The organism is Sphaerisporangium album (genome assembly GCF_003323745.1).
Classification (GTDB): Bacteria; Actinomycetota; Actinomycetes; order Streptosporangiales; family Streptosporangiaceae; genus Sphaerisporangium; species Sphaerisporangium album.
The window spans coordinates 514,426-536,421 of the sequence record NZ_QOIL01000001.1 but is presented as its reverse complement, the minus strand read 5'-3'; the positions used below and the strand labels follow the sequence as shown (position 1 = coordinate 536,421).

General features: G+C 71.5%; 18 protein-coding genes. 8 read left to right on the top strand and 10 right to left on the bottom strand.

What is annotated here, in order from left to right; genetic code table 11:
* Positions 1-36: 36 nt before the first annotated feature.
* Genes zwf through eda form a run of 4 tightly spaced genes read left to right on the top strand, consistent with a single transcriptional unit; the run spans position 37 to position 5,187 of the window.
* A complete protein-coding gene (gene zwf, locus DQ384_RS02295) occupies positions 37-1,575 on the top strand; it encodes a glucose-6-phosphate dehydrogenase (RefSeq protein ID WP_114026940.1) in 1,539 nt (512 codons plus the stop codon).
* A complete protein-coding gene (gene edd / locus DQ384_RS02290; protein WP_181870974.1) occupies positions 1,572-3,476 on the top strand; it encodes a phosphogluconate dehydratase in 1,905 nt (634 codons plus the stop codon). Before zwf ends, edd begins: the two co-directional genes overlap by 4 nt.
* A complete protein-coding gene (locus DQ384_RS02285; RefSeq protein ID WP_114026939.1) occupies positions 3,473-4,546 on the top strand; it encodes a glucokinase in 1,074 nt (357 codons plus the stop codon). The genes edd and DQ384_RS02285 overlap by 4 nt, the downstream gene beginning before the upstream one ends.
* On the top strand, positions 4,543-5,187 hold the full coding sequence (gene eda / locus DQ384_RS02280; protein ID WP_114026938.1) for a bifunctional 4-hydroxy-2-oxoglutarate aldolase/2-dehydro-3-deoxy-phosphogluconate aldolase: 645 nt from the start codon (positions 4,543-4,545) through the stop codon (positions 5,185-5,187). Before DQ384_RS02285 ends, eda begins: the two co-directional genes overlap by 4 nt.
* Before the next feature lie 215 nt (positions 5,188-5,402).
* Here eda and DQ384_RS02275 read toward each other — a convergent pair whose 3' ends face one another.
* The 4 genes from DQ384_RS02275 to DQ384_RS02260 form a co-directional block, all read right to left on the bottom strand.
* Complete coding sequence (locus DQ384_RS02275; RefSeq protein WP_114026937.1) at positions 5,403-8,033, bottom strand: glycosyl hydrolase 2 galactose-binding domain-containing protein; 2,631 nt, start codon at positions 8,031-8,033, stop codon at positions 5,403-5,405.
* Complete coding sequence (locus DQ384_RS02270) at positions 8,015-9,595, bottom strand: beta-N-acetylhexosaminidase (RefSeq protein ID WP_181870973.1); 1,581 nt, start codon at positions 9,593-9,595, stop codon at positions 8,015-8,017. Before DQ384_RS02270 ends, DQ384_RS02275 begins: the two co-directional genes overlap by 19 nt.
* A gap of 235 nt (positions 9,596-9,830) precedes the next feature.
* Positions 9,831-10,901, bottom strand: coding sequence for a glycoside hydrolase family 18 protein (locus tag DQ384_RS02265; RefSeq protein ID WP_114026936.1), 1,071 nt, complete (start codon positions 10,899-10,901; stop codon positions 9,831-9,833).
* A 180-nt stretch (positions 10,902-11,081) separates the two neighbouring features.
* A complete protein-coding gene (locus DQ384_RS02260; protein WP_114026935.1) occupies positions 11,082-12,527 on the bottom strand; it encodes an MFS transporter in 1,446 nt (481 codons plus the stop codon).
* A gap of 201 nt (positions 12,528-12,728) precedes the next feature.
* Here DQ384_RS02260 and DQ384_RS02255 point away from each other — a divergent pair, with 201 nt between their 5' ends.
* Entirely contained in the window at positions 12,729-13,367 is a 639-nt protein-coding gene (locus DQ384_RS02255; RefSeq protein WP_220182728.1) for a choice-of-anchor C family protein, read from the top strand.
* A gap of 107 nt (positions 13,368-13,474) precedes the next feature.
* Here DQ384_RS02255 and DQ384_RS02250 read toward each other — a convergent pair whose 3' ends face one another.
* Both DQ384_RS02250 and DQ384_RS02245 read right to left on the bottom strand, forming a co-directional pair.
* Positions 13,475-14,926: an MFS transporter gene (locus DQ384_RS02250; RefSeq protein ID WP_114026933.1), complete on the bottom strand. Its 1,452-nt coding sequence runs from the start codon at positions 14,924-14,926 to the stop codon at positions 13,475-13,477.
* A gap of 274 nt (positions 14,927-15,200) precedes the next feature.
* Positions 15,201-16,142, bottom strand: a complete 942-nt coding sequence (locus tag DQ384_RS02245; RefSeq protein WP_114027055.1) for a carbohydrate kinase family protein — start codon at positions 16,140-16,142, stop codon at positions 15,201-15,203.
* Between the two features lie 201 nt (positions 16,143-16,343).
* On the opposite strand from DQ384_RS02245, the gene DQ384_RS02240 reads away from it, so the two are divergent.
* The 3 genes from DQ384_RS02240 to DQ384_RS02230 are packed head-to-tail and all read left to right on the top strand — an operon-like array spanning position 16,344 to position 17,357.
* Positions 16,344-16,781, top strand: a complete 438-nt coding sequence (locus DQ384_RS02240; RefSeq protein ID WP_114026932.1) for a helix-turn-helix domain-containing protein — start codon at positions 16,344-16,346, stop codon at positions 16,779-16,781.
* Positions 16,778-16,996 (top strand): hypothetical protein, encoded by a 219-nt coding sequence (locus DQ384_RS02235; protein WP_114026931.1) that lies wholly within the window; start codon positions 16,778-16,780, stop codon positions 16,994-16,996. The genes DQ384_RS02240 and DQ384_RS02235 overlap by 4 nt, the downstream gene beginning before the upstream one ends.
* A complete protein-coding gene (locus tag DQ384_RS02230) occupies positions 16,989-17,357 on the top strand; it encodes a DUF4180 domain-containing protein (RefSeq protein WP_245966192.1) in 369 nt (122 codons plus the stop codon). The genes DQ384_RS02235 and DQ384_RS02230 overlap by 8 nt, the downstream gene beginning before the upstream one ends.
* A 24-nt stretch (positions 17,358-17,381) precedes the next feature.
* On the opposite strand, the gene DQ384_RS02225 is transcribed toward DQ384_RS02230, so the two are convergent.
* Genes DQ384_RS02225 through DQ384_RS02210 form a run of 4 tightly spaced genes read right to left on the bottom strand, consistent with a single transcriptional unit; the run spans position 17,382 to position 21,993 of the window.
* On the bottom strand, positions 17,382-18,407 hold the full coding sequence (locus tag DQ384_RS02225) for a LacI family DNA-binding transcriptional regulator (RefSeq protein WP_114026930.1): 1,026 nt from the start codon (positions 18,405-18,407) through the stop codon (positions 17,382-17,384).
* 10 nt (positions 18,408-18,417) lie between these two features.
* Positions 18,418-20,034 (bottom strand): glycoside hydrolase family 13 protein, encoded by a 1,617-nt coding sequence (locus DQ384_RS02220; protein ID WP_114026929.1) that lies wholly within the window; start codon positions 20,032-20,034, stop codon positions 18,418-18,420.
* Between the two features lie 49 nt (positions 20,035-20,083).
* A complete protein-coding gene (locus DQ384_RS02215; RefSeq protein ID WP_245966191.1) occupies positions 20,084-21,001 on the bottom strand; it encodes a sugar ABC transporter permease in 918 nt (305 codons plus the stop codon).
* On the bottom strand, positions 20,998-21,993 hold the full coding sequence (locus DQ384_RS02210; protein WP_114026928.1) for a carbohydrate ABC transporter permease: 996 nt from the start codon (positions 21,991-21,993) through the stop codon (positions 20,998-21,000). The genes DQ384_RS02215 and DQ384_RS02210 overlap by 4 nt, the downstream gene beginning before the upstream one ends.
* Positions 21,994-21,996: the final 3 nt, after the last annotated feature.

Sequence of the window (21,996 nt, the reverse complement as noted above, 5' to 3'; positions counted from 1 at the left end):
TCTGTCCTAGTTGGCAGAACGACGGAGCATTCCCCCGTGCCTGAGCCATCGACAGCGCCCCCGGCGGCCGAAGCGGCCTCCGCGCAGACCTCCGCGCGCCCCACCGCGCACGCCGCCGACCTCGTCGTGTTCGGCGGCACCGGCGACCTCTCCATGCGGAAACTGCTCCCGGCCCTGTACCACAGCGACCGCGACGGGCGGCTCGCCCCGGAGACCCGCATCATCGCCATGTCCCGCGGCGGGCTCGACGACGCCGACTTCCGCGGCAAGGTCGAGGCCGACGTCCGGCCCGGTCTGCACGCCGACGACGCCGAGGGGTGGGATCGCTTCCTCGGCCGCCTGCACCACGTCACGGCCGACGTCGCCGGCGACGCCCGCACCCACCCCGGATGGGGCCGGCTCGCCCGCATGCTGGCCGGGCGCGAGGACGTCGACCGGATCTTCTACCTGGCCAGCCCGCCGATGACGTTCGGCCCGTTCTGCCGGGCCGCGCACGCCGCCGGCCTGGTGACCCCCCGCTCCCGCGTGGTGCTCGAAAAGCCCCTCGGCCGCGACCTTGAAGGGGCGCGCGGCATCAACGACGAGGTCGGCGCCATCTTCGAGGAGCGCCAGATCTTCCGCATCGACCACTACCTCGGCAAGGAGACCGTCCAGAACCTGCTCGTGCTGCGGTTCGCCAACGCGTTCCTGGAGCCGATCTGGAACTCCCTGTGGATCGACCACGTGCAGATCACCGCCGCCGAGTCGGTGGGAACGCCCGGGCGGCGCGGCTACTACGACCACGCGGGCGCGCTGCGCGACATGGTGCAGAACCACCTGCTGCAACTGCTGTGCCTGGTCGCGATGGAGCCGCCCGCCCGCAACGACCGCGAGTCGATCCGCGACGAGAAGGTCAAGGTGCTCCAGGCGCTGCGGCCGATCAGCGGCACCGAGGCCGACCGGTTCACCGTCCGCGGCCAGTACGCGGCCGGCGAGGTGGACGGGCGCGCCGTCCCCGGCTACCTGGACGAGCCGGACAAGACCCCGCCCACCGACGCCTCACGGCACGTGGAGACCTTCACCGCGATCCGCGCCGAGGTGAAGAACTGGCGCTGGGCCGGCGTGCCGTTCTACCTGCGCACCGGCAAGCGCATGCCCTACCGCCGCTCGGAGATCGTCGTGCAGTTCAAGGACGTCCCGCACTCGATCTTCCCCGGCGGCAGCCCCAACCGGCTGGTGCTGCGCCTGCAGCCCAGCGAGGGCATCCACCTGCACATCATGGCCAAGGAGCCCGGCGCCGGCGACGTCGTCCCGCGCCCGGTGCCGCTCAGCCTCAGCTTCGCCGACACCTTCCGCGCCCGCGTGCCCGAGGCGTACGAGCGGCTGCTCACGGACGTGCTCGCCGGCAACCCCACGCTGTTCATGCGCCGCGACGAGGTCGAGGCCGCCTGGACCTGGATCGACCCGATCATCGCCACGTGGGAGTCGCGCGACGCCCTCCCCGAGCCCTACGCCGCCGGCACCAGCGGCCCCGCCGCGGCCCGCGAACTGCTCGGCCGCAGCGGCCGCGCCTGGCACGAGGAGGACCTGCCGTGAACCGCACCGTCCAGGAGGTCACCGAGCGCCTCGCCGAGCGCAGCGCCCGCACCCGCGACGTCTACCTCGCCCGCGTCGGCGAGGCCGCGCGCGAGGCCAGGCGGCGCGGCCCCGCCCGCACGGCGCTCGGCTGCGCGAACCTCGCCCACGGGTTCGCCGCCTGCTCCCCCGCCGACAAGCTGGCCCTGCGCGGCGCCGAGCGTCCGGGCGTGGCCATCGTGTCGGCGTACAACGACATGCTCTCGGCGCACCAGCCGTACGAGACCTACCCGGCGATCCTCAAGGAGGCCGTGCGCGAGGCGGGCGGGGTGGCGCAGTTCGCGGGCGGGGTTCCCGCGATGTGCGACGGCGTCACGCAGGGCCGCGCCGGGATGGAGCTGTCGCTCTACAGCCGCGAGGTCATCGCGATGGCCACCGCGATCGCGCTGTCGCACGACATGTTCGACGCCTCGCTGCTGCTCGGCGTCTGCGACAAGATCGTGCCGGGGCTGCTCATCGGCGCGCTGCACTTCGGCCACCTGCCCGCGATCTTCGTCCCCGCGGGGCCCATGCCGTCCGGGCTCCCGAACAAGGTCAAGGCGCGCACCCGCCAGCTCTTCGCCGAGGGAAAGATCGGGCGCGGCGAGATGCTGGAGGCCGAGGCCAAGTCCTACCACTCCCCCGGCACCTGCACGTTCTACGGCACCGCCAACTCCAACCAGGTGCTCATGGAGGTCATGGGCCTGCACCTGCCGGGCTCCACCTTCGTCAACCCGGGCACCGAGCTGCGCGACGCCCTCACGCGGTCCGCGGCCCGGCGCGCCGTCGAGATCACCGCGCACGGCCCCGAGTACACCCCCGTCGCCGAGGTGGTGGACGAGAAGGCGCTGGTCAACGCGGCCGTGGCGCTGCTGGCCACCGGCGGGTCGACCAACCACACCATGCACCTGGTCGCCATCGCCGCCGCGGCGGGCGTCGAGCTTCTGTGGGACGACCTGGCCGCGCTGTCCAAGGCCGTGCCCCTGCTCACCCGGATGTACCCCAACGGCCAGGCCGACGTGAACCACTTCCACGCGGCGGGCGGCATGCAGGCGCTGATGGGCGACCTGCTGGACTCCGGCCTGCTGCACGAGGACGTGCTGACCGTCGCCGGCCGCGGCCTCGGCCACTACCGCGGCGCGCCCGCGCTCACCGATCGCGGCCTCGTCTGGGAGGAGCGGGCGCCGGTCAGCGCTGACCTGGACGTGCTGCGGCCGGTCGCCGACCCGTTCTCAGCCGACGGCGGCATCCACATGCTCAGCGGCAACCTCGGCCGCGCGGTCAGCAAGGTGTCGGCCGTCAAGCCCGAGCACCAGGTGATCGAGGCCCCCGCCAAGGTCTTCGACGACCAGTCCGAGCTGCTCGCCGCGTTCGAGGCCGGGGAGCTGGACGGCCAGGACTTCGTCGCGGTGATCCGCTACCAGGGGCCGAGCGCCAACGGGATGCCCGAGCTGCACAAGCTCACGCCGCCGCTGGCCGTGCTGCTGGACCGGGGGCAGCGCGTGGCGCTGATCACCGACGGGCGCATGTCGGGCGCGTCGGGCAAGGTGCCCGCCGCGATCCACCTGTCCCCCGAGGCGGCGGACGGCGGGCCGATCGCGCTCGTGCGAGAGGGCGACCGGATCCGGCTCGACTCCGCCACGGGCACGCTGGACGTCCTGCTCCCGGACGGCGAGCTGGCCTCCCGTACCCCCGAGGGCCGTCCGCTGCGCGACGACGAGTGGGTGGGCACCGGGCGCGAGCTGTTCGCCGCCTTCCGCCGCGCGGCGGGACCGGCCGAGCGCGGCGCCGGGATCTTCGCCCCGAGCGGCGCGGAGGGCGGCGGCACGGACCGCCTCGACGCGGGCGCGGCGCTCGTGCTCGCCGGGGAGGGACGCGCGTGAGCGCGGGCGGCCCTCCCACGCCGGAGGCCCCCTGGCTGGTCGCCGACGTCGGCGGCACCAACGCCCGGTTCGGCCTGATCACCCGGCCCGGCGGGCGGCCCGGGAAGATCGTCGTACTGCCGGGGGCCGAGTTCGACGGCCTCCCCCAGGCGGTGGACGCCTACCTCGGCGACCACGCCGGAGGGGTGAGGCCCGCCGCCGCGAGCCTCGCCATCGCCGGGCCGATCGCCGGCGACCGCTACCGGCTCACCAACGCGGGCTGGTCGGGCTCGGTGTCCGCGCTCGGCATCCCGCACGTGGAGCTGCTGAACGACTTCGAGGCGCTGGCCCTCGCCCTGCCGCACCTGGACGGCCCCGAGCTGGCGTCCCTGGGCGGGCCCGGCCCCGCGCCCGACATGGTGAAGGCCGTGCTCGGCCCGGGCACGGGCCTGGGCGTGGCCGGGCTCGTCCCGGCCCGCTGCGGCTGGGTCCCGGTGCCCGGGGAGGGCGGCCACGTCACGGCGCCCGCCGTCACCGAGCTGGAGTACGAGATCGTGCGGGCGCTGAGGGCGGACGGGATGGCGTTCGTGGACGCCGAGCACCTGCTGTCCGGCCCCGGGCTGACGCGGCTGCGTCACGGGCTCGCGCTGGTGAACGGCACGCCGGTCGCGCCGCTGCCCGCGTCCGAGATCGTGGCCCGTATGGATGATTCGCTGTGCGCGCGTACGGTAGACGTATTCTGCGGGCTTCTGGGAAGCTTCGCGGCGAACGTCGCCCTTACGCTGGGCGCGCGAGGCGGTGTCTATCTCGGAGGGGGGATCGTGCCGAGGATCGTCGATCGAATCCGCGCGAGCGATTTCCGCCGCCGGTTCGAGGCCAACCTGGTGCTGTCCGACTACCTGACGGGCATCTCCACCTCGGCGATCGTCGCCGAGCAGCCCGCGCTCACCGGCGCGGCCGCCTGGCTCGCCCAGCGGACGCCGGACGCGTCCCCCGCCGCCACGGCGCACCGCGCCCGCCCGTCCACCTCCCGGGCCCCGCACCATCCGGACCCGTCTCAGGCACAGCAAGCAAGGAGCGCGACCACGTGAGCATCCTCGACCTCGCCCCCGTGATCCCCGTGGTCGTCATCGACGACGCGGAGACGGCCGTCCCGCTGGCGCGGGCGCTGGTGGCGGGCGGCCTGCCGGTCATCGAGGTGACGCTCCGCACCCCGGCCGCCCTCGACGCCATCGGCCGGATCGCGGCCGAGGTCCCCGAGGCGATGATCGGCGCGGGCACCGTACGGACCCCCGCCGACGTGCGGGCCTCGGCGGACGCGGGCGCGAAGTTCCTGGTCAGCCCCGGCACCACGCCCGTACTGGCCGACGCGATGCAGGGCAGCGGGCTGCCGTTCCTGCCGGGCGCGGCGACCGCCTCGGAGGTGCTCGCGCTCGCCGAGCGGGGCCTGACCGAGCTGAAGTTCTTCCCCGCGGGCCCCGCGGGCGGGGTCGCGTACCTGAAGGCGCTCGCCGGGCCGATCCCCGAGGTGCGGTTCTGCCCCACGGGCGGCATCCGCCCGGACAACGCCCCGGAGTACCTGGCGCTGCCCAACGTCGGCTGCGTCGGCGGCACCTGGCTCACGCCCCCGGACGCCCTCGCGTCCGGCGACTACGCGCGGGTCGAGAAGCTCGCCGCCGAGGCGGCCGCGCTGCGCGGCCGGCCCTCCCCAGCCGGTACGGTGGCTCCCTGACGATCGTATTCGTGCGACTCGGCAAGATGACCGCCCGGTAGCTGGAATCGCCGGGGGCGAGCCTGCCAAGCTGGCCACGACCTCGTCCGCGCCCACTCCTCCCTCGGGCGCCGGGCGAACGACCATGGAGGTCGCCGCGACCCGATGCGACGTTCATGGATCCCGGGCCCGCGGCCGCCTCACCAGGCGCCCGCGGGCCCATCCTCGCTCGTCCGTCAGGGGACGGGGATGGAACTCGTGGGGATGTTGTAGCCCCGCAGCCGCAGGTACGGCGGCCGGCCACCCAGATCGGCCGTCTGGTAGACGGCGGTGACCGTCGCCGACTCGCCCGGCCACAGGGACAGGTAGTTGCCGGTGTAGGTGACGGGCACGACCTCGTTGCCGCCGTTCCCCGCCGTGACCTCGGGCCGCAAGAAGAAGGCGAGGTTCGTCGCGCTGGTGTTGGTCACGGTGATCGCGACGCTCTCCTGCCCGCCGGACACCGTCCGTGAGGCGGTGGCGTTCACGGCCGTGTTGGCGGGCAGGCTGTTCAGGCCGGTGAGGTCGGCGTAGGTCTTCGGCGTCGTCCGGTACCAACTGCTCTTGTTGCCGAGGGCGTCCGCCCTGGTCGAGTACCAGTACAGGTTGTCGCTGACCTTCGCCCCGCCCGCGTCCGTGAGCCGCAGCCGGATGAAGTAACTCGCCGACAGCCCCGTGACGGCGGGGACGGTCAGCACCTCGGTGGAGGCGTTCGCCGCGGCCGTGACCGGCGCCGACGTGGTGGACTTCTGGGCGAGGTCCGGGATGTTGTACAACGTCGCCGTCGCCGTCAGGCCCGCGCGGGCGGTGAGGGTCGAGTTGACCACGAAGACCTTCCTGGTGGCGTAGTCGTAGGCGATGTGCACCGGCTCGTTGGCCTTCTTCGCCCCGAAGTAGCCGCCGCCCGGTTTGAAGTAGTAGTCGTACAGGTTCCAGTGGACCGAGGGCCAGGCGCTGTTGAGCATCCAGAAGATGGTGCCGAACGACTGGGTGTACTCGTGGGCGTTCCACGCCTCGAAGAACGCCCGGGTGTTCTCATAGTTCTGCAGCTCGGCCTTGCGCGAGTAGTCGGCCGCGCTCGTCGCCGTGCCGTACCGGTTGTCGAGTCCCGTGGTGAACGGCGTGGTGTTGTCGAAGACGCTGCCGGCCTTGCCCGCGTGGTAGTTCCAGGCGGCGCCGATCGGCCACTGGTCGGCGGGCGACAGGAAGCGCTGCAGGCTCTCCAGCGGCGGCGGGGACTCGGTGCCCTCCTCACCGGTGGTGCCGAAGGCGCTGCCCGCCTTGGTGGTGTCCCACCACAGAACCGGCGGCTCCCACACGTACGGGCCGTCCATCTTCATCCCGGCGTTGGCGTTGGACCAGGTGGCGACGTTGTCCAGGGTGGGGTTCTGCCAGTGCAACGCGGCGGCCACGTTCTTGTACGCGGTCAGGTGGGCGGCCGTCGGCGGCTGGTCGCTGCCGTAGGTCCACAGGAAGGTGCTCGCGTGGGCGCGGGTGGCGCGCATCTGGGTGTCCAGGGAGGCGACGGCGACCTGGGCCTGCTCGGCCGTCCAGCCGCTGTCGTTCTCCCAGGCGCTGCAGCAGACGAAGCCGGGCATCACCATGACGCCGGCCTTGTCGGCCAGGTCGTAGAGCTCCTCGTTGCCGAGCGTGCCCTCCAGGCGGATCGTGTTGAGGCCCATGTCCTTGACGTACTGCACGTGGGCCGCGTTGGTCTTGCCGTCCCAGCGCTGGAGCATGTCCCACATGTAGCCGCCGCCGCGGAACAGGATGTTCCTTCCGTTGATCTTGTACCCGGCGAAGGACGTGCCGTTCACGGTGGTGCGGTAGTCGGTGAACTGGCGGACCCCGAAGTCGATGGCCTTGGTGTCCGAGACCGCCCCGCCCACCGTCGCCGACACGCTGAGCTGGTAGAGCTCCGGCGAGCCGAACTGGTAGGGCCACCACAGGACCGGATTGGCGACGTGGACGGGCGCGAAGGCGATCTCACGGCGCTCCCCCGCGTTGAGGGTGACGGTCTGGCTGACCGGGATGCTCGGCTGCCCCGCCTTGGAGATGGTGCCGCTGACCGTCGTGGTGACCGGGGCGGAGGTCGCGTTGACCGCGTCGACGTAGACCGACAGGTCGGCCGCGTCGGTGGCCGGCAACGGAAGGACGGTCTTGACGTAGGGGTCGCGCAGCGCGACCGGGCCCGTGGTGTCCAGCAGCGTCTTGCCCCACAGGCCCGCGTTCATGTCGGGGGCCTCGGGGTTCCAGTCGACGGTGCAGAAGGACAGGTCCTTGCAGTCGTGGGCGGGCGGTGTCACGCGGATGGCCAGCGCGTTGGCCGCGCCCGGCCTGATCACTCCGGTCACGTTGTACTCGTGGCCGACCATCGAGCCCACGGCGTCGGCGTCGAGCTGGACGCCGTTGAGCCAGACTTGGGCCCGGTAGCTGATGCCCTTGAAGCGCAGCCAGTAGACCTGGCCCGGGGATGTGGTGGAGGCGGTGAACTCGCCGCGGAACCACCAGTTCTGCCCGGTCAGGTCGGGGACGTTCTTCAGGTTCTGCCCGAAGTAGATGTTCTGGTAGACGTTGTTCGCCACCAGCCCGGCCAGCACCGTGGAGGGCAGCGAGACCGGGTTCCACCCGGGGGTCGGGTAGCCGACCTGCGAGATGGCCGCGCCGGTGTCGGCCAGCCCGGTGGCCGACCTGAGCGCCCAGCCCGAGGTCAGCTCGGTGGAGGCGACGGTCGCGGCGCGGGCGTCCACGAAGCCCGCGGCGAGGATGAGTACGAGGGTGGAGACGACGATCGCGATGATTCGGCGCATCAGGAACCGCCCGGCCATGAGATCTGCGTGGAGTGGTAGTAGCCGACGCCCATGACCCGCCAGCGGGGGCCCTGGGCGCCGAGGCGCTGCTTGAACGCCGTCCAGTCGTGCGTGCTGTACGGCGACCAGCCGAGCTCGGCGATCGCCGGGAGCCTGGGGAAGGCCATGTAGTCGAGGTCGGCGCTCGTGGTGAGGGTCTCGGTCCACAGCGGGGCCTCCACGCCGGCGACCGCGGAGGACGGGACGCCGGACAGGTAGGCGCCGGGGTCCCAGCCGTAGGCGGTTTTGACGTCGATGTAACCGGCCCAGTTCTGGCCCAGGGGCGTGCGGGAGTTGTACTTCATGTCCAGGTAGGTGCGGTTTGCCGGGGACATGATGAGCTTGGTGCCGTTCAGGGCGGCGGCCTTCACCGTGTCGTCCCGGGTCGTGGTGCCCCAGAACTGCGCGACGGTCGAGGGCAGCGGGGTCGCCTTGGCCACGTCGTGCCAGCCGATCACGGCCTTGCCGTGCGCGGCGACGATCCGCTGCGCCCGGTCGATGAAGGCGGTGTAGTCGGCGGGCGCGGTGGAGGCGGCCTCGTCGCCGCCGATGTGCAGGTAGGGGCCGGGCGTGAGGGCGGCGAGCTCCCCCATCACCTGGTCGATGAAGGTGTAGGTCAGCTCCTTGGACGTGCACAGCGAGCTGAACCCCACCTCGGTGCCGGTGTAGAGCGGCGGGGCCACGCCGTCGCAGTTCAGGGCCGCGTAGGAGGACAGGGCCGCGTTGGTGTGGCCGGGCATGTCGATCTCGGGGACGACCGTGACGAAGCGGGCGGCGGCGTAGGAGACGATCTCCCGGTAGTCGGCCTGGGTGTAGTACCCGCCCGGCCCGCCTCCCACGGCGGTGCTGCCCCCATGGGTGGCGAGGTTCGGCCAGGAGTTGATCGCGATGCGCCACCCCTGGTCGTCGGACAGGTGCAGGTGCAGGTAGTTGATCTTGTAGAGGACGAGCTGGTCGATGTAGCGCTCGACCGCGGCCACCGGGAAGAAGTGCCTCGCCACGTCCAGCATCGCGCCCCGGTAGCCGAACCTCGGGTAGTCCACGATGCGGCCCCCGGGGACCGGCCACGGCCCCGGCTGGACCGCCGGGGCGTCGGCCGTCACGGGCAGGAGCTGGCGCAGCGTCTGGACGCCGTTGGCCAGGCCCGCGGGCCGGTCGGCGCGGACGACGATCCCACCGGCGGTCACGTCGAGCTGGTATCCCTCGGCTCCCAACCCGGCGGGCGCGCCCGAGAGCAGCAGGGACACCCCGCCGGCGCCGGGGGCGGGGGCCACGGGGATCGGGTACCCCGTGGAGCGGCGGAGCTGGGCCGCGAGCCGTTCGCCGATGGCCTCGGCTCCCGGGTCGGTGTGAACGGCGGTCGATGAGGTGATGGCGTAGGTCACCCCGGCGGCCGGGGTCGCGGTGACCGGTGCGGGGACGACCGAGGTAAAGGAGACGGCGGTGGCGGCCTCCGCCGGGGCCACGCTCAGGCCGGGCGCGAGCGTGGAGACCGGGACGAGGGCCGCCGCGAGGATGACGAGTAGACGACGGACGTTCAAGGAACGCCTCCGCTGGGTCCGGGGTCATGGGTGCCGACGGCTGCCCCCGCGCCGCAGCCCCACGGTAAGTTGATCGGCATTGATAGTAAATAACCTTGCTAATAATCAATTGGTGAGCATTCCCCCGATGACCGGCTCCCCGGACACCGGAGGAGCACCGTGACGGCGGATCCGGCAGGGCGCCAGACGCGGGGGGATTCCCCACAGGTGGGCATCAGGCCGCGCGAAGCGGTGCTCAACTCTGCCGCAGGGCCGGCATCGGGATCGGGATCGCGTAGGCGGACGCGCCGGCGCCCACACCGCCCTCGCATCCGTTCGGCGGCGCCGTCGTCACGCCGCGGGTGGAGGGCCGCTCGGCCGCCCAGAACATGTAGCCGAGCATCCCCGGCGTCGTCCCCGCGCCGTTCGGCGCCGCCGTCTGGACGAAGCCGCCGGTCGAGTTCTGCAGGGACGCACCGTAGGCATTGCATTCGGGGCGGACCTTGCTCCCCTCGGCGATGTAGAAGGCCCCGGTGAACTTGGCGGGGGCCAGGGGAGGTATCGGCGGGGCGTACGTCGGCTTACCGTCGAGGTGCTCCTGCCAGTTGGCGATCGCGCCGGAGGTGCTCGGCTGGCGTGCGGGCACCATCGCGTTGGCGTAGTCGAGTACCGGCGTGCCGGTGCGCAGCCAGTCGGCGGTGGCCTTCCTCCCGATGTCGATCAGCCACCGGTCCCCCGCGGCCAGGTCGATGGTCAGCCGCGCCGCGTGGTCGCCTCCGGTGGCGTCGTACGGCAGCACGGCGCGGTAGGCGTCGATGAACGCCTGGAGGCCCACGAGGTCCGGCCCGCTGTTCTCCTCGTAGTCGATCTCGATGCCGACGCCCAGCCTGCGCGCGACCTCGGCGGCGTTGCGGCCGAACTGGGCCGCGTTCTCGGCGAGCGCCGCGTTCCACGCGTCGGTGTAGGTGATCCCGCCGATGGAGAGCATCACCCGGATGCCGCGGCTCCTGAAGTAGGACACGACCTCGGGGGTCATGCCGCGCGGCACGCCGTCGAGGGTCTGGGCGTCGGTCGTCCTGTGCAGCAGCTTGACGGGGTGGACGAAGCTGAGCACGACGACGTTGACCGACGGACGGCCGTCGCCGCGGTCGATCAGCCAGTGGTTCTTCTGGTCGAACTCCGCCACCTCGCGGACCGCTCCCCAGACGCAGGCGTCGTCGCCGCAGTGCCAGGCCCCGTAGATCTGGAGGGGGGTGACGGCGGCCCTGGCGGGCGCGGCCAGGACAAGGGGGACGAGCAGGCAGAGTAGTGCCACCACACGGCGCATGCGTACCTCCTGAACGGCGAAATCGTTAAGAAGGTTAACAATTACCGCGCCGCCGGTCCCTTACCCCAAGGGAAGAAACGTCATCTTCACCGCGCCCGGCGTCGACCTGGCGGAGGCGGGCCGCCTGCGGCCCGAACACGTCCGGCGGTCGATCCGCGGCGGCGCCTGAGCTCCCGCGGCTCACCGGGCGAGGTGGCGTGAGGACAGGGGGCGGGTGACGTCCTCCAGGGATCTGCGCTCGGCGTCCACCGCGAGGACGAGGGCGACCAGTCCGGCGGCGATCATCATGGCCGCCGCGAACAGGTAGCCGTAGAACAGCCGGGACGGGTCGGTGTGGCCGCGCTCGCCGATCAGCGCGCCGAAGATCGTCGGGCCGAGCGCCCCGAACGCCTGCGCCACCGAGAAGAACAGCGCGATGACGAGGGCGCGGATCTCCAGCGGGAACAGCTCGCTGACCGTCAGATAGCCGGAACTGGCCGCCGCCGAGGCCACGAAGAAGATCACCGACCACAGCAGCGTCTGCGTGGTCGCGTCCAGCGCGGCCTGCTTGAACAGCCAGCCGGTGATCGCGAGCAGCACGCCCGAGACGATGTACGTGCTGGAGATCATCACCCTGCGGCCCAGCGTGTCGAACAGGCGCCCGAGCACCAGCGGCCCCGCGAGGTTGCCGAGCGCGAACGTGAACAGGTACTTCGAGGCGTCGTGCGGTGAGACCCCGTAGTACGCGCCGAGCACGAGCACGTACGTGAAGAAGATCGCGTTGTAGAGGAACGACTGGCTGATCATCAGCGTCGCGCCGAGCACCGTGCGGCCCGGGTAGTCCCGCAGCAGCACCCGCGCGATCTCGCGGTAGGACGGGGCGCCGTGCGGGCGGATCTCCAGCGCCCTGCCCTCGTCCACGGGCGGCAGCGGGTGCCCGCCCTCGGCGACGGCCGCCTCGACCTCGCGCGCGGTCCGCTCGGCCTCCTCGTGACGGCCGTGCATGAGCAGCCAGCGCGGGCTCTCGGGAAGGTGACGGCGCAGCACCCAGATCCCCGCGCCCAGCGCCGGGCCGATCAGCAGGCCGATGCGCCAGCCCACATTGACAGGAAGAATGTCCGGATTTAGCAGTACATAGGTGCTCGCGGTGCCGATCATCGCGCCCAGCCAGTACGTCCCGCTCACCGCCAGGTCCACCCGGCCCCGGTACCGCGCGGGGACCAGCTCGTCGATCGCCGAGTGGATCGCCGCGTACTCGCCGCCGATGCCCGCCCCGGCGAAGAACCGGAAGAACAGCAGGAACGCCAGATTGGGCGAGAACGCCGTGATGCCGTTGGCCACCAGGTACAGCCCCAGCGTGAGGATGAACAGCCTGCGCCGCCCGAACCGGTCCGACAGCCGCCCGAAGACCAGCGCCCCCGCCACCTCGCCGATCAGGTAGACGGTCGCGGTCAGGCCCACCTCGACGGAGGACAGCCCGAGCGTGCGCCGGTCCTGCAGCACCGACCCGACCGCCCCGGCGATCGTGATCTCCATCCCGTCCAGCACCCACGCCACGCCCAGCGCGACCACCAGCCGCGTGTGGAACCCCGACCACGGCAACCGATCCAACCGCGCCGGCACCAGACTGCGCACGACCCGAGACATGGTGACCCAGCGTAGCGATCGATGCCGGACAGCAGGCGTATGTACCGGGCGCCGCGCAGGCCCGTACCTCCCGCCGAGAAGGCTCTTTCGCGGTTCCGGGCGTGAGAGACGCTCTATATTGACATCCCCCGGAGAATTGTTGACGCGGCCCAAAGGCGCGGGGCCGGAAGGGGCGCGGGCCGGACGCTAATCTCCCTGTTCGTGACGGCGCCGGTTGATTCCAGTGACTCCAGCAGAAGGTCTTTTCGCGCGCTCGCGCGCCGGGTGCGGGCGGGGACGGGAATGGTGGGGGCGCTCGCGGCCCTCGCGACGGTCACGGGCGCGCCCGCGGACGCGACGACCGTCCGGTTCAACGGCGGCTTCGAGACCCCGGCCGTCGGGCCGGGCTCCTTCCGGACCTTCGCCGCCGGGCGGGCGATCGGCGCGTGGACGGTCGGCGGCGGCAGCGTCGACCTGGCCGGCAGGGGTTTCTGGCAGGCGGCGGAGGGAGTCCAGGCGCTCGACCTGAACGGCTCGGGCCCCGGCGCGATAACGCAGACCTTCGGCACTCTTCCTCTGGTGAAGTACGAGATCGCCTACCGGCTCGCGGGAGATCCCGGCGGCGAGCCCGCGGTGAAAAGCGGCGTGGTGCGAATAGGCGGCGAGCCCGCGCAGGACTTCTCCTTCGACGTCACCGGCAGAAGCTCCACCGACATGGGATACGTGCGAAAGAAGGTGACCTTCATCGCCACCGGCCTGTCCACGACCGTCGAATTCCTCAGCACCGTCCCCGGACACCACGGCCCGGTCATCGACGACATCACCGTGAAAAGCTGCCTGGCCATCATCTGCCACATATAGCCGCCGGCCGCGTCCCCGCGCGAAACGGCACGTGGTCCCAGGATGACCCGGCCTGGGACCACGTGCCGGCCTCCGCCCCCCGGAGCCATCGGGCCGCGCCGCCGTCCTCAGGTCATGGCCTTCTGGGCGTCGAGCATCGACAGGGACGGGGCGAGGTCCTCCAGCGAGCGGCGTTCGGCGTTCACCGCGAAGAACCACGCCACCAGGCCGCCGGCCACCATCAGCGCCGAGGCGAACAGGTAGCCGTAGAACAGGCGGGTCGGGTCGGGGTGGTCCTGGTCGCCGATGAGCGCGCCGAAGATCGTGGGGCCGAGCGCCCCGAACGCCTGCGCCACCGAGAAGAACAGCGCGATCGCCAGCGCGCGGATCTCCAGCGGGAACAGCTCGCTGACCGTCAGATAGCCGGAGCTGGCCGCCGCCGAGGCGATGAAGAAGATCACCGACCACAGGATCGTCTGGGTGGTCGCGTTCAGCATCTGCTGCTGGAACATCCAGCCGGTGATCGCCAGCAGCACGCCCGAAACGATGTACGTACTGGAGATCATGGGCCTGCGCCCGATGGTGTCGAACAGCGGCCCGAGGATGAACGGCCCGGCCAGGTTGCCCACCGCGAACGCCAGCAGGTACTTGGAGGAATCGCTCGGCGAGACGCCGTAGAACGTGTTGAGCACGATCACGTACGTGAAGAAGATCGCGTTGTAGAGGAAGGACTGGCTGATCATCATGGTCAGCCCGAGGATCGTCCGGGTCGGGTACTCACGGAACACCACCCGGGCGATCTCCCGGTACGTCGGCGAGCCGTGCGGCCGCAGCTCCATCGCCCGGTCCTCGTCCACGGGCGGCAGCTCGCGCCCGCTCGCGGCGACGGCCCGTTCCACCGACTCGGCGGCCCGCTCGGCCTCCTCGTGACGGCCGTGCATGAGCAGCCAGCGCGGGCTCTCGGGAAGGTGGCGGCGCAGCACCCAGATCATCGCCCCGAGCACCGGGCCGATCAGCAGGCCGATGCGCCATCCGAGGTCGACGGGAAGGATGTCGGGGTTGAGAAGAATGTACGTGCTGGCCGTGCCGATGATGGCGCCCAGCCAGTACGTCCCGCTCACCGCCAGGTCCACCCGGCCCCGGTACCGCGACGGGATCAGCTCATCGATCGCCGAGTGGATCGCCGCGTACTCGCCGCCGATGCCCGCGCCCGCGAAGAAGCGGAAGAACAACAGGAACGCCAGGTTCGGCGAGAAGGCCGTGATGCCGTTGGCCGCCAGGTACAGCGCCAGCGTGAGGATGAACAGCCTGCGCCGCCCGAACCGGTCCGACAGCCGTCCGAACACCAGCGCGCCCGCGACCTGCCCGATCAGGTAGACGGTCGCCGTGAACCCCACCTCGACCGCCGACAGGCTGAGCGTCTGCTTGTCCTGCAACACCGACCCGATCGCGCTCGCGATCGTGATCTCCATCCCGTCCAGCACCCAGGCGACCCCGAGCGCGACCACCAGCCGCGTGTGGAACCGCGACCACGGCAACCGATCCAGCCGCGCGGGCACCAACGTGCGCACACTGTCCATGTCGACCTGCCTAGTGTTCAGGCATGCCGAAGCAGGCCTCGACCCGGCCACCCCGGCAGCAACGATGGCGTCCCAACTGCCCGGCCGGGCCCCGTCCTAACAGCGAGATCCACGCTGCGGTGCACTTCGGCACCACATGAGCACGCTCATCAGCGAGTGCCGGTCTCCCGGCCTTCGATGCCGGCCGGTTCGCGGAGACTTCGGGCCTGGCGCGCGAGCACAAGGCCCTGCCCGCTGGGGCTCATAGCCTGAGGACCTTTCGGAGACCGGGCCGCTAAGTCGTCGGGTCGTTTCTTTGGTCGAGGCGGCTGAGCAGGGTCTTCTCGTCTATGGGGTTTTCGTGGGTGCCTTCGGTGGTGCAGGCGTGGGCGCCCGCTACGGCGCCGAGGCGGGCGCAGGCTTCTGGGGGGAGGCCCTGGAGGTGGCCGTAGAGGAAGGCCGAGACGTAGGCGTCGCCGGCGCCGTTGGAGTCGATCACCGGAGCCGGGGGCTCGACGGCGGGGACGTGGACGGGGGGCGCGGTCGGATCGGCGAGGAGGTAGGAGCCCTTGGCGCCGGACGTGCAGACGACCAGGGTCGCGCGTCCGCGCGTGAGGATGTCTCGCATGACGGCGGCGGGGTCGTCCAGCTTGGTCGCCGACAGGAAGACCAGGTCGGAGCCGTGGGCGAAGTCCTTGTGGTAGTCGTCGCCGCCGTTCCAGTCGTGCAGATCGGTCGAGACCGGGACGCCGGCGTCGCGCAGGTCGGGGTACAGGTGGCGGGAGAAATCGGTGATCGAGAGATGCACGTGGCGGGCGTGGCGGATCGCGGGGAGATAGAGGTCACGGGGCAGGCGCTGGCCGGGTGCGAAGCGCGGGTCGAACAGGGAGGTCCGCCTGCCGTCCGGGCCGACGAGCAGGACGCTGCGCCGCGTCCCCTCGGGGACCACGGCCCACGCGAAGCCGACGCCCCGGGCCTCGAAGTGGTTCCGGATCAGCGCGCCCTGGGGGTCGTCGCCGATGAGGTCGAGGAGCACGGCGCGCATGCCGACCGCGTGACATCCCAGGACCACGCCGCTGCCGGTGTTGCCGATGCGGTCGATCACGGGCGGCACGGCATAGGTGTCGGCGTACGGCAGGGGCAGCTCGGGCACGTAGACGGTGGTGTCGACCCCCGCGCCTCCGATGACCACCACGTCGTAGGGTTCACCGGCGGGCACGGGCTCATGAAGGTTCATGCTGTTCTCCCAATACTCGGTCATCGGTCGAACGCCACACCGAGGTACCCGCCCTCAAGAGATGGCGTCGCGGCGATCATGTCAGTATCCTCACCGGTCCTCCCGGCGTGCGATTTGAGGCTTATCCTTCCCTAATCTCCCCTTCATCGGCCCTGTTAGGGTACCTTCGCTGACGTAAGGGAATTTCAGGGAAGGTTTGGCGTGGATCAACCGCCGTACTCCGTTCAGCAGGTGGCCGATCTGCTGGGGCTGCACGTCAAGACCGTGCGCGCCTACGTCCGTGAAGGGCGGCTGAAGGCGGTGCGCATCGGGAAGCAGTACAGGATCCCCCGGGAGGAGCTGGACGCGTTCACCGGGTATCCGGTGGCGCCGCCCGCCGCCGAGACGGCCGGGCGGCGTCGCCGGGCCGAGGCGTCGAGCGTCGTGCGCGTCGAGGCGATCGGCCGCGAGGCGATGGATCGCCTGAGCACCATGCTGATGGCCGCGACGGCCGGCCGCACCGAGGACGACGAACGCCTGCGCGTCGAAACGATCTACGACGAGGAACGCGCCGAGCTGAAGATCATCCTTATAGGAAGCCCCGACGACACCGCCGAGCTGCTCAGGCTCGTCGCGGTGATGGTGAAGGAGAAGCAGTGATCTACAAGTCCAAGGAGGGCGCGCGGGCCGTCGAGGAGCGGTACCGGGCGTATCTCGCGCACTGGCCGGTGCCCAGCGAGCACCTGCGGCTCGCCACCCGTCAGGGCGAGACCTTCGCCGTCGCCGGCGGGCCACCCGACGCCGGTCACCTCCCGCTCGGGCAGACGTCCAGGATCCTGGAGTTTCTGCGCGCCCCGGAGAAGCGCCGTGCCTGACGAACTGGTGGACATGCACGGCGTGCCTGTGCTGGTGTGCGCCGCCGACGGGCCCCCGCTGCGCGGCGAGCGGGACGCCACGGACGTCATCGGGGATGCGTTCGGGCGCCAGGCGCGGTGGGTGGCCGTGCCCGTCGGGCGGCTCGACGACGCGTTCTTCCGCCTGAGCACGCGCGTGGCCGGGGAGGTCATGCAGAAGTTCGTCCAATACGGGCTCGCCATGGCCGTGGTCGGCGACATCTCCCGGCACACTGCCGCCAGCTCCGCGCTGCGGGCCCTGGTCGTGGAGAGCAACAGGGGACGGCACGTGTGGTTCGTCTCCGACGTCGACGAGCTGCGCGAACGGCTGAGAACCGCCTGATCGCGGGCACTCGGCGCGGGGACCTCAGCGGTTGATCCGGGGACCGGAGCCGGTGCTGCCCCGGACCACCAGCTCCGGCTGGAAGATCAGCTCCGTGTTCTTGGGCGCGGCGCCGTTGATCTCCTCCAGAAGGGTTTGGACGGCGGCGGTGGCCATGGCGCCGATCGGCTTGCGGACCGTGGTGAGGGGCGGGTCGGTGAAGGCGATGAGCGGGGAGTCGTCGAAGCCGACCACCGAGACGTCGCCGGGCACCGACAGGCCGCGCTCGCGGGCGGCGCGGATCGCGCCGAGGGCCATGAGGTCGCTGGCGCAGACGATGCCGGTGCAGCCGCGTCCGAGGAGCGCGCCCGCGGCGGCCTGGCCGCCCTCGACCGAGAACAGCGAGTGCTGGATCAGCGGCTCGCAGTCGGAGACGCCGAGGAGCTGCGACATGGCCTGTGTGAAGCCCTCGATCTTCCTGATGACCGGGACGAAGCGCCGCTGGCCGAGCGCGAGGCCGATGCGCTCGTGGCCGAGGTCGGCCAGGTGCTGGACGGCGAGGCGCGCCGCCAGCCGGTCGTCCGGCGAGATGAACGGCGCCTCGATGTGCTCGCTGTAGCCGTCGACCAGCACGATGGGCAGGCCCCGGTCGGTGAGCCGGGTGTAGCGGTCCATGCGGGCGGTGGTGTCGGCGTGCAGGCCGGAGACGAAGATGATGCCGCTGACGTCGCGTTCGAGCAGCAGCTCGGTGAACTCGTCCTCGGGGGCGCCGCCGGGGCTCTGGGTGCACAGCACGGGCGTGTACCCGTGCTGGGTGAGCGACCTCTCGATGGCCTGGGCGAAGGCCGGGAAGATGGGGTTGTCCAGCTCGGGGGTGACGAGCCCGATGAGGCCGTTGCTGCGCTGGCGCAGGCGCTGCGGGCGTTCGTACCCCATCAGGTCGAGCGCGGTGAGGACCAGCTGGCGCGTGGCCGCGGACACGCCGGACTTGCCGTTCAGCACGCGGCTGACCGTGGCCTCGCTCACGCCCGCCTGGGCCGCGATGTCGGAAAGCCGGGCGTTACCGTGCATGGCCGCTACTTTACGCATCACCGCGTGCCCACCACGCGCAGGAATCGGCGGCGAGCCGGACGACGCCGTCCTGCTCGGCCACGGGGGCGCTGGACAGGAGCAGGCGGCCGGGCGAGGGGAGCTCGACGGCGTCCGCCGAGGTGTTGACGGCGCACACGAACCGCTCGCCCCGGGAGAAGGCGAGGGTGCCCGAGGGCGACTCCTCCCAGGTCAGCGTGCCGTCGCCGAGGGACGGGTGCTCGCGCCGCAGCCGCAGCGCCGCGCGGTACAGCGACAGGGTGGAGGCGGGGTCGGCGAGCTGCGACTCCACGCTGAGCGGCCCCCAGCCCGCCGGGACGGGCAGCCAGGTGTCCTCGATGCCGGGCGGGCTGAACCCGAACGGCGGCTCGGAGTGCGCCCACGGGATGGGGACGCGGCAGCCGTCGCGGCCGGCCTCGGGGTCGCGCAGCCGCTGCGGGTCCTGGCAGACCTCCTCCGGCAGGTCGAGCACCTCGGGAAGACCGAGCTCCTCGCCCTGGTAGACGTAGGCCGAGCCGGGCAGGGCGAGCATCAGCAGCGCGGCCGCGCGGGCCCTGCGCAGGCCGAGGTCGCCGCCACCGTAGCGGGTGACGTGCCGCCTGACGTCGTGGTTGGACAGCACCCAGGTGGTGGGCGCGCCGACGGGGGCGACGGTGGCCAGGGACTCGTCGATGACGGCGCGCAGCATCTCCGCGTCCCACGGGGTCTTCAGGAAGTGGAAGTTGAAGGCCTGATGCAGCTCGTCCGGGCGGACGTACCGGGCGAGGCGCTCCTGGGACGGCGCCCACGCCTCGGCGACGCCGATGCGCTCACCGGGGTAGGAGTCCAGGACGCGGCGCCAGGCGCGGTGGATCTCGTGCACGCCGTCCTGGTCGAAGTAGGGCAGGACGGCGGTGCCGAGCATCTCGACCTGGCCGCTGGAGCCGATGTCCGGAAGGCCCGCCTCCTTGACCATGCCGTGGGCGACGTCGACGCGGAACCCGTCGACGCCGAGGTCGAGCCAGAAGCGCATGATCGCCTCGAACTCGGCGTGGACCTCCGGGTTCTCCCAGTTGAGGTCGGGCTGGGCGGGGGCGAACAGGTGGAGGTACCACTCGTCGCCGGGCAGCCGCGTCCAGGCCGGTCCCCCGAAGACCGACTCCCAGTCGTTGGGGGGCAGTTCCCCTTCCTCGCCGCGTCCCGGGCGGAAGATGTACCGCTCCCGCTCGGGGCTGCCGGGGCCGGCCTGGACGGCGGCCTCGAACCAGGCGTGCCGGTCGGAGGTGTGGTTGGGCACCACGTCGGTGATGACCTTCAGCCCGTGGCGGTGGGCGTCCTCGATGAGGGCCTTGGCGTCCGCGAGCGTGCCGAAGATCGGGTCGACGTCGCGGTAGTCGGCGACGTCGTAGCCGAAGTCGGCCATGGGAGAGGTGTAGAAGGGCGTGAGCCAGATGGCGTCCACGCCGAGCTCGGCGAGGTAGCCGAGCCGGCTGCGGACGCCGAGCAGGTCGCCGACGCCGTCGCCGTTTCCGTCGGCGAACGAGCGGACGTAGACCTGGTAGATCACCGCGTCCCGCCACCAGCGGGTGGCCGCGCGCGCTTCACGGGCTTCGCGGACGGCGTCGGTCATTGCAAATCCCCGATTCTCTGAAATGTCAGGAACAGATACCACGGGCGTGTTACGACTTCGTGGCACCGGCGGTCAGCCCGGTGACGAGATGGCGCTGGACGAGCAGGAAGACCGCCGCGGCCGGCACCGCGATCAGCACCGAGGACGCGGTGAGCAGGCCCCACTCGGCCTTGTGCTGGCCGACGAACTGCCCGATGCCCACCGCCAGTGTGTACTTGTCGTCGCCGGTCATGAACGCCGTCGCGTACGCCACCTCCGCCCACGCGGTGATGAAGGAGTAGAACGCCGCGACCGCGAGGCCGGGCCTGGACAACGGGAGGATGAGGCGCCAGAACGTGCCGAACGGCGTCAGCCCGTCCACCCGCCCCGCCTCGTCGATCTCGACGGGCACGGTGTCGAAGTAGCCCTTCATCATCCAGGCGCAGAACGGCACCGTGGAGGTGAGGTAGGCGATCACCAGGCCGGGGAACTGGTTGATCAGCCCCAGGCCGGCGAGCAGATTGTAGATGGGGACGATGAGGATCGCCACCGGGAACATCTGCGTGACCAGCAGCATCCACATGATCGAGCGGAAGCCGGGGAACCGGAAGCGGCTGACCGCGTACCCGGTGGTCGCCGACAGCACCACGCCGAGCACGGTGGTCAGGGCCGCGACGAGCAGCGAGTTGAACAGCCAGCGCGGGAACGCGGTGTCCCCGAGCACCTGCGCGTAGTTGGCGAGGCTCGGGTCGTCGAACAGCCGCACCGTGGTGGACTGCCAGGCGTCCCTCGGTTTGAGGGAGGTCAGCACGAGCCAGGCGACCGGGAAGACCGCGACCAGGCTGGCCACGACCAGCGTCGCGTGCAGGGCCAGGGACGCGCCCGCGCTCCGCGGGCCCCGGCCGCCGGTCGCGCGTCGGCCGCCCGGGATCGCCCTGTCCACGGTGCCCGCTGTGCCCACCGTGCCAACGGTGTCGGATGTGCTCACCACGCCTCCCCTTGCCTGCGCAGCGCCCGGCGGTAGACGACGGCCATGACGACGAGCAGGACGAGGATCAGCACGCCCCACGCCGCAGAGCCCGAATAGTTGCGGATGCCCTCGAACGCCTGCCGGTAGGCGTAGGTCACGAGGATCTCGCTGGACCCGCCCGGCCCGCCCCGGGTGACCAGGTAGATCACCGGGAACTGGTTGAAGGTCCAGATCGTGCCGAGCAGCACCACCGTGCTGGAGACCGGCCTCAGCCCGGGCAGGGTGATGTGCCTGAAGCGCTGCCAGGGCGTCGCGCCGTCGACCTCGGCCGCCTCGTACAACTCGCGCGGGATGGCCTGGAGGCCGCCGAGCAGCGCGAGCATCATGAACGGCACGCCGAGCCAGACGTTCACCGCGATGACCGACACCTTCGCCCAGAAGGGGTCGTCCAGCCAGTCCAGGCCGCCGAACCCCGCCGCGCGCAGCATCGCGTTGACGACGCCGAACTCGCCGTTGAGCAGGTACCGCCAGATGAACGCCGACACGAACGCCGGCACGGCCCAGGGCAGCACGAGCAGCATGCGGTACAGCGAGCGCAGGCGCAGGGGCCGGTTGAGCAGCAGCGCGAGGCCGAGCCCGATGCCGTAGTGCAGCGCGACGCAGACGACGGTCCAGGTGATCGTCCAGGCGAGCCGGGACAGGAACTCGCCGCTGGTGACGATCGCGGTGTAGTTGGAGAGCCCGACGAACTCGTACGTCGAGGGGATGGTGTTCATCCCGATCGTCCGGCCCATGTTGGCCTCGGTCGCGTCGGTGAGCGACAGGTAGACGCCGCGCACCAGGGGGTAGCCGATCAGCACGAGCGTGACGATGACCACCGGCGCGCACATGGCCCACGCGTACCAGTGCCGGGAGAGGAACCCGCCGGCCCTTCCCCGGGACCTCGGGCCGCGGGCACGGCCGCGGGCGGTCGCGCCCGCGGCCGTTCCGTCAACGACCTGCGTCGTCATCGG

Excerpts from the sequence above, each read along its gene's own strand:
- DQ384_RS02260 (WP_114026935.1), bottom strand. The coding sequence starts at position 12,527 with ATGTCTCGGGTCGTGCGCAGTCTGGTGCCGGCGCGGTTGGATCGGTTG.
- DQ384_RS02245 (WP_114027055.1), bottom strand. The coding sequence starts at position 16,142 with ATGAACCTTCATGAGCCCGTGCCCGCCGGTGAACCCTACGACGTGGTG.
- DQ384_RS02220 (WP_114026929.1), bottom strand. The coding sequence starts at position 20,034 with ATGACCGACGCCGTCCGCGAAGCCCGTGAAGCGCGCGCGGCCACCCGC.
- DQ384_RS02265 (WP_114026936.1), bottom strand. The coding sequence starts at position 10,901 with ATGCGCCGTGTGGTGGCACTACTCTGCCTGCTCGTCCCCCTTGTCCTG.
- DQ384_RS02210 (WP_114026928.1), bottom strand. The coding sequence starts at position 21,993 with ATGACGACGCAGGTCGTTGACGGAACGGCCGCGGGCGCGACCGCCCGC.
- DQ384_RS02225 (WP_114026930.1), bottom strand. The coding sequence starts at position 18,407 with ATGCACGGTAACGCCCGGCTTTCCGACATCGCGGCCCAGGCGGGCGTG.
- DQ384_RS02275 (WP_114026937.1), bottom strand. The coding sequence starts at position 8,033 with ATGGCCGGGCGGTTCCTGATGCGCCGAATCATCGCGATCGTCGTCTCC.
- DQ384_RS02250 (WP_114026933.1), bottom strand. The coding sequence starts at position 14,926 with ATGGACAGTGTGCGCACGTTGGTGCCCGCGCGGCTGGATCGGTTGCCG.